General features: G+C 60.1%; 16 protein-coding genes and 1 tRNA gene. 8 read left to right on the top strand and 9 right to left on the bottom strand.

Annotated features, from left to right (window positions below; all coding sequences use genetic code 11):
- The first annotated feature begins 16 nt into the window (after window positions 1-16).
- Window positions 17-93, top strand: a tRNA-Met gene (locus AC2FML_RS18720).
- 171 nt (window positions 94-264) lie between these two features.
- On the opposite strand, the gene AC2FML_RS18715 is transcribed toward AC2FML_RS18720, so the two are convergent.
- The 5 genes from AC2FML_RS18715 to AC2FML_RS18695 all read right to left on the bottom strand — a co-directional run bounded on the left by AC2FML_RS18715 (window position 265) and on the right by AC2FML_RS18695 (window position 6,048).
- Entirely contained in the window at window positions 265-1,497 is a 1,233-nt protein-coding gene (locus tag AC2FML_RS18715; RefSeq protein ID WP_496784057.1) for a DUF3179 domain-containing (seleno)protein, read from the bottom strand.
- 47 nt (window positions 1,498-1,544) lie between these two features.
- Window positions 1,545-3,218: a sulfatase-like hydrolase/transferase gene (locus tag AC2FML_RS18710; RefSeq protein WP_496784056.1), complete on the bottom strand. Its 1,674-nt coding sequence runs from the start codon at window positions 3,216-3,218 to the stop codon at window positions 1,545-1,547.
- Between the two features lie 128 nt (window positions 3,219-3,346).
- Window positions 3,347-4,327 carry a CobW family GTP-binding protein gene (locus AC2FML_RS18705; RefSeq protein ID WP_170443700.1) on the bottom strand — a complete coding sequence of 327 codons (981 nt, stop codon included), beginning with the start codon at window positions 4,325-4,327 and terminating at the stop codon, window positions 3,347-3,349.
- Window positions 4,328-4,331: 4 nt separating this feature from the next.
- On the bottom strand, window positions 4,332-5,804 hold the full coding sequence (gntH, locus tag AC2FML_RS18700; RefSeq protein WP_496784055.1) for a guanitoxin biosynthesis MBL fold metallo-hydrolase GntH: 1,473 nt from the start codon (window positions 5,802-5,804) through the stop codon (window positions 4,332-4,334).
- Between the two features lie 10 nt (window positions 5,805-5,814).
- Window positions 5,815-6,048: a hypothetical protein gene (locus AC2FML_RS18695; protein ID WP_170357967.1), complete on the bottom strand. Its 234-nt coding sequence runs from the start codon at window positions 6,046-6,048 to the stop codon at window positions 5,815-5,817.
- 120 nt (window positions 6,049-6,168) lie between these two features.
- Between AC2FML_RS18695 and AC2FML_RS18690 the strand changes: the two genes are divergently transcribed.
- The 6 genes from AC2FML_RS18690 (at window position 6,169) to AC2FML_RS18665 (ending at window position 10,595) form a co-directional block, all read left to right on the top strand.
- Complete coding sequence (locus AC2FML_RS18690; RefSeq protein WP_496737210.1) at window positions 6,169-7,482, top strand: tetratricopeptide repeat protein; 1,314 nt, start codon at window positions 6,169-6,171, stop codon at window positions 7,480-7,482.
- Between the two features lie 283 nt (window positions 7,483-7,765).
- Window positions 7,766-8,215 carry a c-type cytochrome gene (locus AC2FML_RS18685; RefSeq protein WP_496784054.1) on the top strand — a complete coding sequence of 150 codons (450 nt, stop codon included), beginning with the start codon at window positions 7,766-7,768 and terminating at the stop codon, window positions 8,213-8,215.
- Between the two features lie 24 nt (window positions 8,216-8,239).
- Complete coding sequence (locus tag AC2FML_RS18680; protein WP_170370963.1) at window positions 8,240-8,560, top strand: hypothetical protein; 321 nt, start codon at window positions 8,240-8,242, stop codon at window positions 8,558-8,560.
- A 54-nt stretch (window positions 8,561-8,614) separates the two neighbouring features.
- Window positions 8,615-9,187 carry a c-type cytochrome gene (locus tag AC2FML_RS18675; protein WP_496784053.1) on the top strand — a complete coding sequence of 191 codons (573 nt, stop codon included), beginning with the start codon at window positions 8,615-8,617 and terminating at the stop codon, window positions 9,185-9,187.
- Between the two features lie 9 nt (window positions 9,188-9,196).
- Window positions 9,197-10,096, top strand: coding sequence for a c-type cytochrome (locus AC2FML_RS18670; RefSeq protein ID WP_496737206.1), 900 nt, complete (start codon window positions 9,197-9,199; stop codon window positions 10,094-10,096).
- 37 nt (window positions 10,097-10,133) lie between these two features.
- Window positions 10,134-10,595, top strand: coding sequence for a c-type cytochrome (locus AC2FML_RS18665; RefSeq protein ID WP_170366788.1), 462 nt, complete (start codon window positions 10,134-10,136; stop codon window positions 10,593-10,595).
- 98 nt (window positions 10,596-10,693) lie between these two features.
- On the opposite strand, the gene AC2FML_RS18660 is transcribed toward AC2FML_RS18665, so the two are convergent.
- From AC2FML_RS18660 to AC2FML_RS18645, 4 genes are all read right to left on the bottom strand, one after another.
- A complete protein-coding gene (locus AC2FML_RS18660) occupies window positions 10,694-11,473 on the bottom strand; it encodes an IclR family transcriptional regulator (protein ID WP_170357980.1) in 780 nt (259 codons plus the stop codon).
- Window positions 11,474-11,484: 11 nt separating this feature from the next.
- Window positions 11,485-12,843 (bottom strand): TRAP transporter large permease, encoded by a 1,359-nt coding sequence (locus AC2FML_RS18655; protein ID WP_170462351.1) that lies wholly within the window; start codon window positions 12,841-12,843, stop codon window positions 11,485-11,487.
- Window positions 12,843-13,508: a TRAP transporter small permease gene (locus AC2FML_RS18650; RefSeq protein WP_170357982.1), complete on the bottom strand. Its 666-nt coding sequence runs from the start codon at window positions 13,506-13,508 to the stop codon at window positions 12,843-12,845. The genes AC2FML_RS18655 and AC2FML_RS18650 overlap by 1 nt, the downstream gene beginning before the upstream one ends.
- Window positions 13,509-13,574: 66 nt before the next feature.
- Window positions 13,575-14,813 carry a TRAP transporter substrate-binding protein gene (locus tag AC2FML_RS18645; protein WP_170357984.1) on the bottom strand — a complete coding sequence of 413 codons (1,239 nt, stop codon included), beginning with the start codon at window positions 14,811-14,813 and terminating at the stop codon, window positions 13,575-13,577.
- A 108-nt stretch (window positions 14,814-14,921) separates the two neighbouring features.
- Here AC2FML_RS18645 and AC2FML_RS18640 point away from each other — a divergent pair, with 108 nt between their 5' ends.
- Window positions 14,922-16,517 (top strand): GMC family oxidoreductase, encoded by a 1,596-nt coding sequence (locus AC2FML_RS18640; RefSeq protein WP_496784052.1) that lies wholly within the window; start codon window positions 14,922-14,924, stop codon window positions 16,515-16,517.
- Window positions 16,518-16,533: the final 16 nt, after the last annotated feature.

Genomic DNA, 16,533 nt, shown 5'->3' with positions numbered 1-16,533 from the left:
GACCAACCCAAAGTGTCGCGGGATGGAGCAGCCCGGTAGCTCGTCAGGCTCATAACCTGAAGGTCGCAGGTTCAAATCCTGCTCCCGCAACCAAAACAGTCCAACAAAACAATCCACAAAATCCAAGCTGTGGGCCAAGGCTAGTCCTTTACCGATAGGGTATAGGGTAATGTCTTGGGACGCGAAGCAGATGCGCTTTGGGAGCGCTTCTCCGAAAGCGCTCCACTGTGGCGCCACACCTTCACGCCCGATGAGCCAATCCGCCTAACTCAACTTCGCGCTACCGCCGATGCGATTGACATCTGTGTTGGGAAAGAACTCTGCCCAGACGTGCCAGAACAAACCGGCACGCAAGGTTTCAACCCGCGTGAGTTGCCCCTGATCGCTATTTCCCCAAAAGTCACATCGCTTTACTGGTTTTTCGCTGTCGTTGTACCAGACCCCGAGGCTTCCGAAATGCGGGTCTAATTGCACCACGAGATCACGCCCGCCGACTTGTGTGTTCACCAGCCAGTTCTGGTCAACCACGAAGTCGTCGGTCCAACAGACGGCATCCGACCCGATGGTCACGCCCCAAACAGGTGTCTTGTTGGGCAGGCGTGTGTCGGGCGCGCGCTCCATGTTGTCCATGACGGGGTCAGCCTCTTGATGCTGCCTGGCGATCCCCCATCCGAAAACGATCTCAAGCACCATGTCCAGCAGTCTCAGGAACGGGTTGCTTGACGGCTTGTTCAGAAAGACCTCACCGTCCGGGTAGGCTTTCCTGAAGCCACGGAATGTCATGCGGAATGTTGGCCATGGCTCCATTTGAGCTTCCGGGCGCAATGGGCAGGCGGGACCGTCCGACGCGGTGTTCCGATCCGCTTCTCGGAACCCATAGATGTGTTGGATCGGTTCCCCGGTGTCGTCGTCCCGCAGGATCAGGTTGTTGCCATGTTGCGCTAGAACTTGAAGATTCAGCCGCTTTCCTTCGATGGATGGCCTGTAGCCCTGACCAAGATTGGCCATTGCACAATAGGTCATGACGACGTCTTCGCCCCCAAGCCCCTTGGCGTCGCCGGCAAGGTGAGGCCGCATGATCTGGGCGTCAGGATGTGCCCGGGCGTGATCGCCGTTTGTCATCACGATCACGGGCGCGGTCGGTCCGACGAACCGTTCCGCTTCGGCAATGATGTAGTACCGGGCTGTGTTGAGCTGGTTTCTCAATCCCAAATGGACCCACACATAGGGAAAGCCATACAGAACCAATGCCAGAGCCGCGCCCAACCACCAGATCGCGCCGATGCCGGCACCGAACGCAAAGCGGGCTATGGTCGCAACCGCAAAAGCCGCAAGGCCAAGCCCGATCAACCGATATTCGTTGCGAATGAAGCGGATCATGTTTTCGCGCTTTACCTTCAGCAACATCTGGGAGACGTCGCCGAGGTCACGGAAATAGACAAAGCCAATCCCGAGCGAGATAGCGAGTCCGACATAGAAGATCAGATTGGCAAGCATGGAGGTGCCTCTTGAACGTGGCGGGCCGACGTGAGGTCGGACCGCAGTTAGCGTTCGACCGCAGCCTGTTTGGTCAGAAAGGCTTCGACCGCGGCAACGGTTTCCGGGCGCAGGTTTTCGACGCCTTCATAGGGCACGCCGCGCGCAGGTTCGGTATCAGGATACAGCTTCTTTCGGGCAAAATGCCGGCCCAGAATGCGCTGGAATTCCTGGCCGCCCCATGCGCCGACTTCGGTCGAAACCGGGTACTTTTCATGCGTATCCCGATAAATATCGAAGAAATTCGCCAGAATTGCACTTTCTCCGGCACCCGGAAGGTTCAGTTTCAACTGGTCCTTCACGATCGCCTTCGGGGACGCCACCGAATAGATGATCACGTGATCGCGGCGCGTTTTCGACTCATCACCGAACAGGATTGACGCGGATTGGTCCACCCCATCCACGAGCCTGTCCCGTGGGATGAACGCGTCGGCACCAGCGAGGCGGGAAAGGGTCGTATACAGATCCGACACATGGATGATGTTGTTCACGATCGAGTCCGCCTCGATCATTCCGGGCCAGCGGATGAAGGCATCCACACGTACGCCGCCTTCTGTCGTATCTCCCTTGCCGCCGCGGAAAATCATCGGCGTGAAACCTGACTGTGGGGAATATTTCGTGAAGTGTCCGTTGTCGCCCATCAGCACTACAATGGTGTTTTCGGCTACGCCAAGCGTCTCCATCTCGTCAAACAGCACGCCCAGATATTCGTCCAGCAGTTGCAACTTGTCGGCGTAAAGGCCGCCATTCACGCTTTCGGGGCCGTCGCGTCCTGCACGCGTGTTGTCCAGCGGGATCATCGGCCAGTACTGCAGAAAGAAGGGGGTGTCGCCGCCTGCCAGCCGCTGCAGTTCAGACAGCGCCTTGAGCTGGAACTGTTCGTTCATCTCATCGTATTTTTCTGCGTCCCACCGCTCGCCCGGCTGCATGCGGATTTCACGGATTGGACCGCCAGCCTCACCTTCGATGACGGTGGCCATGGCGGCAGGATCGGGGCGGAACCAATCGTCTACGATATAGTCCTCTTCGAAGTCCTGGATGCCGACCGAGACCTGCTCGCGGATGGCGTCATCGTTGAAGATCGTCAGCTGACCCTGTTGATGGATGGCATGCTGCGCATAGTCGAAACCCTGGTTCATCGCCCAGCTTTCGGCGATATCGCCCATATGCCACTTGCCGACATGGCTGGTGGCATAGCCGGCCTTTTTCAGAACCTCTGCCAGCGTGACCTCATCTCCGGGAAGGCCAAAGCCGGCAATGTCGACCGTGGTATCGCCCATACCCATGCGCACCGGCAGGCGCCCGGTCATCTGGGCCACGCGCGTCGGCGTGCAGGAGGGCTCGGTATACATTCGAACCATGCGCATGGCTTCGTCCGAGAACGCATTGATGTTGGGGGTCTCAATTCCGCGTACCGCATTCAGTTCGGGAATGCCCATGTCGCCGAAACCCAAATCGTCGATCAGAATGGACACGATGTTGGGAGGATTGCCAGCATTGCCTTCCCGAAATTCGGCCAGTAACGCATCGACGGCAGCGTTGTCTTCAATCCACTGCTCGCCATTCTGCGCTTCCAGAATATAGTACTGCGCGTCGTGGATGATCGGCGTGTCCTGAGCAAAAAGCGGGGAAGACAACAGGATCGAGATGGCCGGCGCCAAACAAAAAAGTCTTGTGAACATAAAGGGTTCCCCGCTGCAGGATGGTTGCGATTGCGACAAGTCTAATTATTTCGGCCTCTAAATCAAATTCAGGGGCGGTGGCGCGAGGGCCGGTCGCCCCGTTTGAGGGCAAACCACCGGCGTGATCACTAGGCTGTTTCGAACAGGGCGTCGGTGAGAACGTGTTCCGAAAGCGCACCTGGCGCGCCGATCGCCACAAGCCGCGTCTCGGGTTTTCGATCACCCCATGCGCCATCCCGTGAAATGTCCATGCGCTTTCCGACGACCTGCACAAGAATGCGATGGTCCGGGTCCTCCTCGCTGAAAACGAATCCTTTGAGGCGATAGACGTCGCCCGGAAGCTTTCGAATTGCGCCTCTCAGCGATGACAGGCTGATGGGTTGCTCGGCCTTCATCATCGTTGTTGAAAAGCCGTCTGAATGATCAGCGTGTCGGCACCCGCAGTCAGGCCCATGCTCATGATGCTCCGGCACTTCTGTCTCAAGCTGTTCGGCAGCAAACCGGCCGACCGACAGCAATATGTCCAGCGGGACATCCGCATTGACCGCTTCGACCAGGCGATACCTGCGGAAACGCGAGCCGAGCCAGTCGTGCACTTTCTGGACTGTTTCTCTGCTGACCAGGTCCACCTTGTTCAAGATGACCATGTCGGAGAACGCGATTTGCCTGAGTTTCAACTCCATCTGCTCTGGTGCAGCGAACAGCTGCTCGGCGTCGACAAGGCACATCAGGCTGTCGAGGCGGATCATGTCCCGGAACTTCTGGTCCGTGAACGTCATCGCGATCGAGGACGGGTCCGATACGCCACTGGCCTCGAGGACGATGTATTCCGGTTTCTCCGGTCGGGCGAGAACGGCCTCGACCGTTTCGATCAGGTCATCCCGGATCGAGCAGCACACACAACCATTCGCCAGGCTCATCACATCGTCTTCCAGGCCAACCACAAGATCAGCATCCACATTGATCGAGCCGAAATCGTTGACCAGAACCGCAACCCGCAGACCATGATTGCCGGTCAGGATGCGGTTCAGTAGGGTTGTTTTCCCCGCCCCGAGAAAGCCGGTAAGAATTGTGACCGGAATTGCCGCAGTCGAACCAAACTCGATCATACTGTCACTCCGTCTTCTTCTTGCGGTTTGGAATGACGTCGTCGGTCTTGATCACAAAGTCGCTGGGCCATTCGGGATTGGGCGCGCGGAACACGTCGGAGGGGTAGTATTCCTTGGGGTCGATCTCCATGTCGCGGTACTTTTGGTCCTGCTGTTCGGCGCGCGATGACCGCGGGGCAGGTGGCTTGATTTCATCGGGCAAGGTGATCTTGCCTTCGGCTTCCATCTTGCCCAATTCACGGAACGGTGCGACCGAGCCTGACTTGCCGGGCAGTGTCGCCTTCCGATACCAGATCGCATCTTTTGTGACGTTGACCACGGCCACGTCCAGACCCCAGGCGAACAGCCCATCATAATGGGCCCGGATACCCGCCAGCATCTCGGCATCAATGTCCTCGTCCTGCGTGTAATGGGTCACCATCGCAAGCCGGGGGCGTGCCTCAGCCATCATCTTGCCAACCGCATAATGCGAGGTGTGATGGGTATCGATCGTGTAGTTGAACAGCTCCTGCGGCAGGCCGTATTTGTAGGTCATCAACTGGCCGATATCCTGACCGGACATTTCGGTGACGAACACATCGACGCCTTTGCCGTATTCAAGGCTCAATTCATCCGGTCGGCCGTCCCCGGTCCAAACGAAGCTCAGGCCGTTCCAATCCAGGCGATACCCGACGGCGCCGTCCTTGGCATGGCTGCGTGGCCAAGAGCGCACGGTGACGCCATCTTCGTCATAGACGATGCCGCCTTCCTGACGGAAATCGAACTCGTTGACCTCGATTTCGTAACCGTCTCCAATCGGGAATACGTCGAAGGCCTCTAAATGCCATTTCAGCATTTGCTTCATGCCGTCCACCATGCCCGCCGTTCCAAGCTCGGGTGTCCGGCCGGACGGGCCGTGGATCCGCAGCGGCGTGTAGCCACCCGACCAGGCTCTGAACGGGTAGATATAGGGGATGTCGGCGTAGTGATCGACATGCAGATGCGTGATGAAGATATCGTTGATCAATTGCGCAGGCACCTGCATCCCGATGATGTTGCGCACACAGCCCGACCCGAAATCGAAGAAGAACCGTTTTCCATTGCCCAGCTCGACCATCACACAGGTGCCTGCCTGATCCTCACGCGGAGGAAACGGCGTTGACCCGCAGAAGGAGATGCGCATCTCGTCGGGCCCCAATTCCTCGGAAAGCGGGAAATAGTTTGCGTTCGACCCGGTCATGTATTTCGTCGGCCGGAAGTACTCTGGCAGAGTGATGCCGCCGGCAGGCCGGCCGCCATAGGGGTTCTTCAGGCTTTCACCCAGAGGGCCGTCCCCCTCATGCGCCTGTGCTGCGCCGGAGCCGTAGCTGACAGCCCCCGTTGCCAACGCACCTGCCGCCAGCCCCTGCATGACATGCCGGCGCGAAGGGTTTTCGATTTCATCCGCTGGCTGGTTTTGCTCGTTTACGTGATCGTTGCTTTGGTCTTTGTCGGTCATTGCGATACCCTCAGTCGGATGCGTTTCGAAGATTGCGCTTCGCCAGACGACGAAGCTCGTTCACAAGTTCAGATTTGATGTGGGCCCATTCCTCGCGCTCGGACGCGGTGATCGACGTATCCTTGAGCTTTGCGCAGACTTTGCCGAAGTCCTCGATGGCCTCGCTCAGAAACGCGTCCGGCTCGAACTGGCTGGAAAGCGCAGTCGAAAGCTCGGGTAGCTCGTCTTTGAGGTCGTCCGTCACTGGATAAAGCCCGATTCCCAATATCTATTCTCGCATCAAGATGCGTGCGGTTGACCGGGGCGGCCAAGTGAGTCACCGTGAGTTGGGGGTGAGTTTGCAGTGAACCAAGCCAATGATTTATTGTTAGATCAAGATGTTGGGCAACCATCGCCTGACCTGGTTCGGCAGGCGCTGCGTGATGTTGTTGCCAGCGCCGAGTTCCAAACTTCGCCCCGGCTTCAGCAGTTTCTGACTTATGTCGTCGAGGAAACCCTCGCCGGTCGCGGTTCCCAGATCCGCGGCAAGGCCATCGCAGTCGAAGTGTACGGTCGCAGCATTGATGGCAGCGGTGGTCGAAATCTGGTTCGGGTAGAGGCCAGGCGACTACGGCGTTTGCTGCGTGAGTTTTACGAAGACCATTGGGACGGCCAGGGCGTTCGGATCTTCGTCGATCCTGGCGGATACAAACCGCGATTTTCACACCAAGCTTCCCCGGATGATCCGAAGTCGGACTTGGCAAGCCAAGGCCCGCCCCGTGGACGTAGGCACCTGCGCGGACTTCTGTTGGTCGGGCTGGGCGTTGTGGCCATGATCGTCATGCTGGGCATGTGGCTGAGACCCGGCAACGACGAGGCCGGTCAGCCCTCCAACACCACCCGGCAGGCCGAACGGGCTGCGCTTGGTCAGCAATCGCTTGCCAGATTGCAGGCGGCCAACCTGGCGGATCAGGCGCGGGGGATGTTCTTTCCGGTCTTCGATGTCAAACGCCAGCAGATCGCCCTGGGAATGTTCCAGCATTCCACCGAGCTCGACCCGGCCTTGCCCGATGGCTATGCGGGAATGGCTCAGGTCTTGGCCACACTGGCTCTGCTGTCTCAAGACGAGGACACACGAGATGATCTGTTGCGCCAAGCATCCCAAATGTCAGGAACGGCGCTTGAGTTGTCGCCGTCGGGTGCATGGGCCAATGCCTCGAATGCCTGGCGATTGGCGGTGTCGGGCGATGCGGATGAGGCTTTGAATTACGCGCGCCTGTCTGCCGAACTTGCGCCTGAAGATGGCCATGTTCTGGACCTTGTCGGGATTGCCGCCCTGATTGCGAACGAGCCCGAACTTGCGGCTGAGGTTAGCAATCCGTCGCGGGCCAGATCCGGGTCCGGCCGATTTGGGGCGAGAAATATCTGGGGCGTATCGCAGCTTGTGCTCGGGAACTACGAAAACGTTGTCGATGCCTTTCAGGGTGCGCCTGCTGCAGGAGCGCCCGTAAGCGGGCCATCACTTTTGTTCCAGGCCGTCGCTCATGATCAGCTGGGCAATTTTGACGAAGCGCAAAGACTTGTTGATGAGTTGGAGGCCACGTGGCCGGATTTTCCGTCCGAATTTCTGGTGCAAAGGATCTTTCCGGGTGACGCCGATATACGGAAGAAGATACTCGGATCTCTGGCGAAGTACTGACAGACCCGTCGCAGCCTGCGCCGCTAAGAAGTCTTCAAGTTCCAACTGATGGCTTCGTGCGCGGCCCAGCTCGGCGTTGACGTTTCGGTGCTGCAGTCCATCGTCGGCTTTGGGGAAACTTGCGGCAAACTTTTCTTGACCTTCCAGCGCGGGAATGGGGCAGACAGTCCCCCCGAAACTGTGCGCAAGGCGGCAAGACCGGCAGGTCAAGCAGGTTTGATCAGTGTCAGACCGTTTTGGTGTCGCCCGCGCCAAGCCAAAAACAACCGAGTGAAACGAGCCGATGAACAAACTGACGCTATTGGTAGGCGGCGTTCTGATCGCAGGCGCTGCCGTGGTCGCCTACAACCTCAGCCAACAACCTGCAGGGCACTCGATGGAGGTGCCTGACACCTCGTCGCTGTCGCGGGGGGACCCGATCGCGCAAGTCAGCGTGCCGGCGACGTTCAGTGCGCCGGCCCAGATGGGCAAGGTTGCCTTTGACGTCAAATGCGCTGTCTGCCATGGGGCGAATGCCACGGGTTTGGAAGGCCTGGCTCCGCCCTTGGTGCACAAGATCTATGAGCCCAGCCACCACGGGGACGAGGCTTTTCAGCGGGCGGTTCAATATGGTGTTCAGGCCCACCACTGGCGCTTTGGCGACATGCAACCGGTCGCTGGCTTGACCCGTGCAGACGTGCAGGGCATCGTTGCCTATGTCAGGGAACTGCAGCGCGAGAACGGGATAAACTGAACCTTGCACAGTTGGGCGGACAGGATGATCGGACGGTGGGTTTTGGCCTTGGGCCTGGTTCTGGCCGGTATTCTGGTGTTCTCGGAACCCGCCTTTGCGCATGGGGGCGATGGGGGCACACATGCCGTCGTCGATCTGGAAGCATCCGACCCCGACCATGTCGAACAGGGCCACCCGGGCCATTGCCACGGCGGGGCCTTCTGCAACGGCGTGGCCATGACCGTGGCCGCGCCCGTCGTTTCCGCGCTGGTCTCAACGATCAACCGCCGTGCCATCCCGTCGGGCCAATACCGGATGTTGCCGGTGGCCCTGTTCGATCCGCCCCCGCCGCGCGCCGTGTCCTGAGTCAGGTAAGGCCTCTTCTGGGGGCGAGTTGAAGCAGACATACAGGACAAGACGATGACCTTTTTCAAGCTGACGACGGGCGCCGTGCTGGCGTGGATGGTGGCCGTGACCGCCCTGGCGCATGGTGGCGCCATCGGGATCGTGAAGGAACGCATGGACGGCATGTCCGCCATGAAGGACGCCATGAAGACCCTGACGCCGATGATGCAGGGCAAGACGCCCTATGACGCCGGCACCGTCCGAGACGCAGCCGAGACGATCGGCCGCCATGCCGGCGACAGCATGACCCGGCTGTTCCCCGAAGGCAGCGATGGCATGCCCTCCGAGGCCAAACCCGCGATCTGGCAGGACTGGGACGCCTTCGCCGAACTGGCCGAACAGCTGCAGACCTATGCCGAGGGGCTGGCCTTGGCGGCCGACAACGGGCTGATGATGGCCGGTGCCGGGCAAGGGTCCGGCATGATGGGCGGATCGGGCATGATGGGCGGCGCTTCGATGATGGGGGGCGGGGCCATGACGGGCGGAACCCACGGGCGCGCGGAGCTGTCCGAGATGCCCGCCGATGGCGTGTTCCTGATGCTGGGCCAGACCTGCTCGGCCTGTCACACGCGGTTTCGGTCGGAATAGGGTGCCACGATGAAACGCATCTATCGTCTGGGCCTTGCCTCTGCCGTTCTGGCCGCGGCGGGGGTGGCCGCCGTGGTCGCGTGGCCGATCGGACTGACGCCGCAACTGCCCGACCTGACGGGCGAGGTTGACCGCGGGGCCTACCTGGCGCGGGCAGGCGGTTGCATCGCCTGCCACACCAACTTCGCCGAGGGCGGCGCGCCCCTGGCCGGCGGCGTCAGGCTCGAGACACCCTTTGGCACGCTGTATTCCCCGAACCTGACCACCGACCCGGACCACGGCATCGGAGGTTGGTCGATCGAGGAATTCGCCAAGGCCGTACGCCAAGGCGTGGCGCCGGACGGGCAGCCCTATTACCCGGCCTTCCCGTACCCGTTCTACGCCGAATTCACCGATCAGGACATCGCCGACCTGTGGGCGGCGTTCCAGACCGTGCCCCCGGCGGCCACGCCGTCCCGCGCGCAAGAGATGGCCTTTCCCTTCAACCAGCGCTGGGGGCTGAAACTGTGGCGCGCGGCTTTCCTTGATCCTCCGCGCACCGATCCGGTCCCCGGCAAAGGTGATGTGTGGAACCGCGGCCGGCTGCTGGTCGAAGGCGTCACCCATTGCGCCGCCTGCCACACCGGGCGCAATCTGCTGGGTGCCCGCAAATCGGATTCCGAGCGCTTCAGGGGCAGTGATGCATTGCCGGGCGGCGACAAGGCGCCAGCCATCGACTCTGCAACCCTGGAGAGGCGGGGCTGGACGGTCGACAGCCTGGCCTATGCCCTGCGCACAGGCATCATGCCCGACGGTGACGTATTCGGCGGCGCAATGGGCGAGGTCGTGACCTACGGCACCCGCTTCCTGACCGAAGAAGACCACCGCGCCATGGCCACCTATCTGCTCGATGCCCATGACGAAGGGTAAAAAGGTGGAGCCGCCGCGCCGAGCGATCTCGCCAATGATGAAATGGGGTACACCGGTGGCCGTTGTGATCATCGGTGTAGCCAGCGCTCAATGGTGGATGTCAAAAGGGGTGCCTGACGGTGCATCCGCCGATCCGCTACGTGGGGCGGCGCTTTATGCCGAGAACTGTGCGTCGTGTCACGGGGCCAAGCTGGAGGGTCAAGCCGATTGGCAAACGCCTGATGCGGACGGCGTCCTGCCAGCCCCGCCGCATGATCGAACCGGGCACACCTGGCATCATGGCGATGGCCTATTGTTCGACTATACCAAGTTGGGCGGCGAGGAGATGCTCAAGCGAATGGGAGTCTCGGGGGTCCAAAGCGGAATGCCGGGATTTGCCGACAGCCTGTCCGATCAGGATATCTGGGACATCCTCGCGTTCATCAAGGACAGTTGGCCCGAACGCGAACGCGCGATTCAACGCCAACGTACCGAGGCGGAAGCCCGGGCAGGCAACTGATTTTTTGTCGGAGTTTACGCGTCAATTCTGTGTCTGCTCAAGTCGGTTGGGCGAGATCACTACTCGCCTCCGCTCGGCTCGGTTCCGTGTTCGCCACCCTATGAAGCAAGCAGACCCGACAGTTTGAGTGCCCCGGACTGCAGCAGTGGCAGGAATTGCTTCAGGCTTGTCAGATCGTGCCGCTGCGTGGGGGCGTGCACGGACAGAGTGGCCGCAAGCCGGTCATTCTCGTCAAAGACCGGAACCGCGACCGCGGCCATGCCGGGCATGAACTCCTCGTCGTCGGTCGAGTAACCGTTCTGGGCGATTTTGGCGATCTCGGCACGCATGGCCGTGGGGTCGGTAATGGTTTTCTCGGTGTTAGCGGTCAGCCCGCGGGCCGAGAGAAACCCATCCAAGGTGTTTCGGCGCAGGGTCGAGAGGTACATCTTTCCGCTGGCGGTGCAGTGGAATGGCACCTGGGTCCCAATCGGCAGCTGGATTCTCAGTGGCCATTTGGTCTCGACCCGGTCGAGATAGATCATCCCCTCGCGGTCGGGGATGGCAAGGTTGCAGGTCTCACCAATTTCGTCGGCTACTCCGCGCAGAATGGCCAGGCGGGCCGTGCGGAGATGTTCGGACGACACGGTGTTCACGGACATCTGCCGCAACCGGGGGCCGGGCCCATAGGACCGGCCGTCCAGATCTCGTTGAAGGAACCCTTCGGCCTCGGCCGTCTGCAGCAGCCGGTGGACCGTCGGCTTTGCCAGACCCAACGCTTCGATCAGATCTGCCGGTTTGACCGCGACCCCGCGCCGCGCGACCTCTTCCAAGATCAGCAACAGGCGCAGGTTCGTTGGAATCTGGGTGTCCTTGTCTTGTGTGTCCGTCGCGGTCATCCGGCTACAGTCTAGTTTTTCGGCAGTAGTATCAAGGCCAGATCAGGCACCAGTGACACCAGAATCCAGACCGAGAGCAACGCCGCCAGATAAGGCACCGTATACCGCAGAAGCCGGAAATACGGCACGCCTGTAACTCCCGAGGCGACATACAGGTTCAGCCCGTATGGCGGCGTGATGAAGCCAATGGATGCTCCGACAAGGAAGATCACCGAGAAGTGGATCGGATCAATCCCGACCGAAGCTGCGATCGGCGCCAGAATCGGGGCCAGAATGATGGTCACCGGCAGGCTTTCCAGAACCATGCCCGAGAAAAACACGATCACCATCGAGGTGAACAGAACAGCATGGTAACCCCCCATCGAGGTCACGAAATTGCCGATCGTTTCCTGGGCCCCCAGCAGGGAAAGGATCTGCTGCATTACCACCGAGATGGCAATCAGAGGCGCCAGGATCCCGGTTATCTGTGCCGAACGGATGACGATTGACGGGATCTCGGGGATCGTGAATCCCTCGACCACCAGCATTTCGGCAAAGCTCTTGTCCGTTGGGGAAACATCGTCGCGGGCACCCATGATCCGGTTGATCGGATAACTCACCAGCCCGGCGATGACGCAGAAGCCAACGGTGACCCCGGCGGCCTCGGTCGGAGAGAACTTGCCGGTGTAGATGCCCCACAGCACAAGCCCGATGGCAAAAAAGCCCAGCCACGCGCCGAAGGCGGTTTTCAGAACTCGGTTCAGTTGCAGCGGGATCAGGTGACCCCAGCCGTTCATGCGGCAGATGATCCAGCAGGCAAACTGCATCCCGATCACCATCAGCGCGCCGGGCAGGATGCCGGCCACGAACAGTTCGGAAATCGGCAGGTTCATCAGGAAACCGTAGACGATGAAGATGATCGACGGCGGGATGATGATGCCGACTGTGCCGCCTGCCGCGGCGGTGGCGGCGCTGAAGCGTTCGTCATAGCCGCCTTTGACCATCTCGGGGTGCAGCATCGATCCGATCGTGGCTGTCGTGGCCGAGTTCGACCCCGAGATCGCCGCGAACAACCCGCAGGCCCCAAGCGAAGCCATCGCCAGACCGCCGCGTATCCAGCCGAGACAGGCATAGGCGAAATCGCTGAGCCTTCGGGCGATACCCGACTTGTTGATCAGGTCTCCGGTCAGGATGAACAGGGGCATGGCCAGCAGCGCGAAGCCCTTGTTGAACACGTTCAAAAGCTCGGCGCCCATGTTGTCGAGCGTCAGGCCCAGAACAAACGAGCAGCCGATCACCCAGTAGCCGATGACCAGAAGGACCGGTACGCCCAACATGAACAGGAATGTCACGCCGAGCGAAATCAAAGTAACCCAAGTTCCGTCTGCCATCAGTCTGCCCCGATCACGGCCTGCTTGATCAGCGGCTCGCCTGTTTTGAAGTTGCGCAGATCGTCCGCCAGGTTCTGGAACACTCGGCCGACCATAAGAAAGAAAGACAAAGGTGCAGCCAGCAGGAACCACCACTGCATGATGTTGTCCGTGCCCAGAACGATCTGGAAGTTGGACGCTGACAAGGCCACCAGCCGCGACGTGGTCACGATGACTATGACCGCGAAGATGAACCATAGCACCGCGTCCAGGATCAGGCAGGCCAACTGCCCGCCACGTGGCATCGCGGTCCGGAATTCGCTGAAGCTCAGATGCGTTCTGAGGCGCACGTTGTAGGAGGCCCCAAACCACGCCATCACCATGAACAGCAAGGGTGGAATCGTTGTGGACCAGGGTTCCTGGTCATTGAAGACGAACCTGTCGATCACGCCCCAGAAGATGATCAGCGCAATGGCGAGATAGGAATACACCATCACGGATCGTTCCAGATGGCGCTCGATGAAGGGAACCTTGCGATAGATCAGCATGACCAGAAGCCCACCCAGCGCAGCGACGACGGCGCCGACAACCCACGCTGCGTCGGACTCCAACGCTGATTGAATTTCAAAGGAATCCTGGCTGAGAAAGGCGCTGAATATCGCGCCGATGTCTGCCCAAAATGACATGAACCCCGTCCTCCCAGTCGGTCTTCGGTTGAACCGGCCCACGCGGGGCCGGTTCAAATCAGTTTATCAGGCTTGGCCCATCCACCAACGGCGCGGCTCGACATTTTCCGGCAGGGTGTCTGCCGGGATCTCGCGCGCGATGTCGTAGATCTCCTGATAGGTGTCGATGCCGCCGGCCCACTTGTTCAGGCGCTCGCGCCATTCTGCCCAGGGTTCCGGGTTGAAGTTCGGGGCACACATTTCCTCGGCCAGCTTGATCTGGTCGTCCGGCAGGAAGGCCGCACGCACACCGTTCTCGGCGAAGATCGTGTTGGGCAGCTGCGGATCCGAGAAGCCGACCGTGTTCAGCAGCGCGGCTTCGTTTGCACCCTGGATCAGGGCCTGCGTGAAGTAGGACGATTCCATGACCGCATCCTGCAGCTCGCCGCCCAGGCTATCGAAGACCTTGGCCGACATCGACGTGTGTTCGGTACCGCAGAAGAACTTGAGGTTGACCGACTGGGAAACGACCGGTGCCATATTCGCATAGGCCACAGCCGATGCCCAGGTTTCGGCACCATCGATCAGACCGGTCTTCAGCGCATCCAGCGTTTCTTCCCACGCCACCGGAACCGGGTTCAGGTTCAGCAGCTGCATCGCGATCCGACCCAGCTGAGTGCCGGTCACGCGGTTCTTGGTGCCAAACAGCTCTTCCAGTTTGGTGACAGTGGGCTTGTCCGCAAAGGTCGACCCCATCTGCAGTCCGCGCAATTCGCAGTGAGTGAACAGGAATTTCAGCCCGTGGCGCTTTTCAAGCGGGTCGCGCAGGATGCGCTGGCTGGCGGGGCTGTAGAAGAAATGATATTGCGCCGCGCGGCTTGGGAACATGTAGGCATAGTCCAACACGTTCAGATAGGGTGCGCCACCGGCCGAGTTCTGGGTCGAGGCCGCGTAAATGTCCACGATGCCCTGCTGGGTTTTCTCGACACAGCTCAGCTGACCACAGATCTGGTTGTCGCCGATGAACTCGATGCGAATCTCACCGTCCGTGCGCTCTTCGAGGTCGCGGGCGAACTCGATGGCTCCGGCCCGTTCGATGAGAAGGTTGCGCGTGTTGAAACCTGCCGCACCGAATTTCAGCGTGTGCTTGGGCTCTTTCGAGAACCGTTTTTCATACGTGGATTCAGCCGCCTGCGCGAGATTGGCAAGGCTCATGGCCCCACCGAAACCCCCTGCTGCCAGCAGAGTGGAACTCATGCCATAGCGTCCGGCAACGCGGAAAAAGTCCCGCCGTGAAATGCCACTTAACTTTCGTCCGATCTCCATTGCTATCCTCCCGTTTCGCAATTATTGAGACGTTTTGTATCAAAAAATGCTAGCTTAATTCATGCATCTTGCATAGGGTTTTTTTAGCAACTTCGGGAGGAGCCGATCATGGAAGTGGACTATGTGATTGTCGGTGCCGGTTCTGCGGGATGTGTCATCGCCAATCGGCTTAGTGCTGATCCCCAAACCAAAGTTGCATTGATCGAGGCGGGCGGACCGGACACCAACCCGTGGATTCACATCCCGGTCGGGTACTTCAAGACCATGCACAACCCCTCGGTCGATTGGTGTTATCGCACCGAGCCTGACCCGGGCCTGAATGGGCGTTCCATTGATTGGCCGCGCGGAAAAGTGTTGGGCGGGTCGTCCTCGTTGAACGGGCTTCTCTATGTTCGCGGGCAGAAAGAGGACTATGACCGCTGGCGCCAGATGGGAAACGTCGGGTGGGGCTGGGACGATGTTTTGCCCCTGTTCAAACGCAGCGAAGACCAAGAGCGTGGAGAGGATGAGTATCACGGCGTAGGTGGCCCGCTGTCCGTCTCCAATATGCGCATACAGCGCCCGATCTGCGATGCCTGGGTCGCCGCGGCGCAGGCCGCAGGCTATCCGTTCAATCCCGACTACAACGGTGCCAACCAGGAGGGCGTCGGGTATTTTCAGCTGACTACGCGCAACGGTCGTCGTTGCAGTGCGGCCGTCGCCTATCTCAAGCCCATCCGCAACCGGCAGAACCTGACGATCATCACGCGCGCGCTGGTGACGCGGGTTGCCATGGACGGCAAGCGCGCAACAGGCGTCGTTTACCGCGATCGGTCGGGCGAAACCAAAACGGTGAAAGCCCGGCGCGAGGTCATCCTGTCCGGGGGGGCAATCAACTCTCCGCAGATCCTGATGTTGTCAGGTATCGGTGACCCGGATCATCTGAAGGCAAACGGAATCGAGCCCGTTCACGCCTTACCGAACGTCGGCAAGGGGCTGCAGGATCACCTGCAGGCGCGCCTGGTATTCAAGTGCAACGAGCCGACCCTGAACGATGAAGTGCGAAGCCTGTTCAACCAGGCCCGCATCGCGCTGAAATACGCGTTGTTCCGGGCCGGTCCCATGACCATGGCGGCCAGTCTGGCAACTGGTTTCATGAAGACCCGTCCCGATGTTCAAACCCCGGACATCCAATTTCACGTCCAGCCCTGGTCGGCGGACAGCCCTGGCGAAGGCGTGCACCCGTTTTCGGCCTTCACGATGTCGGTCTGCCAACTCAGGCCGGAAAGCCGTGGAGAGTTGCGGTTGGATGGACCGGACCCTGCCAGCTATGTCAAAATCATCCCGAATTATCTGTCGACAGAGACCGATTGCCGTACGATTGTCGCGGGCGTCAACATCGCTCGCAACATTGCGCGCCATAATCCGTTGGCCTCAAAGATCTCCGAGGAGTACCGACCGACGGCCGATCTGTCCTGTGACGACTATGAAGGTACGTTGGACTGGGCGCGTTCGAATTCAGTGTCGATCTATCATCCGACCGGAACCTGCGCGATGGGCGCGACCGACGCGGCCGTCGTCGGACCTGATTTGAAGGTGAAGGGGATCGAGGGGTTGCGCGTTGCAGATTGCTCGATCATGCCGGAAATCGTCAGCGGAAACACCAATGCGCCCGCCATCATGATCGGCGAGAAAGCCAGCGATCTGATCGCGGGACGCGGCTGACAGGGAGTCTGTGGGT

It is taken from the genome of Ruegeria sp. BHSC029, from assembly GCF_059613085.1.
Note: the sequence above shows the minus strand (reverse complement) of the source record. Positions and strands in the feature narration are given on the sequence as shown.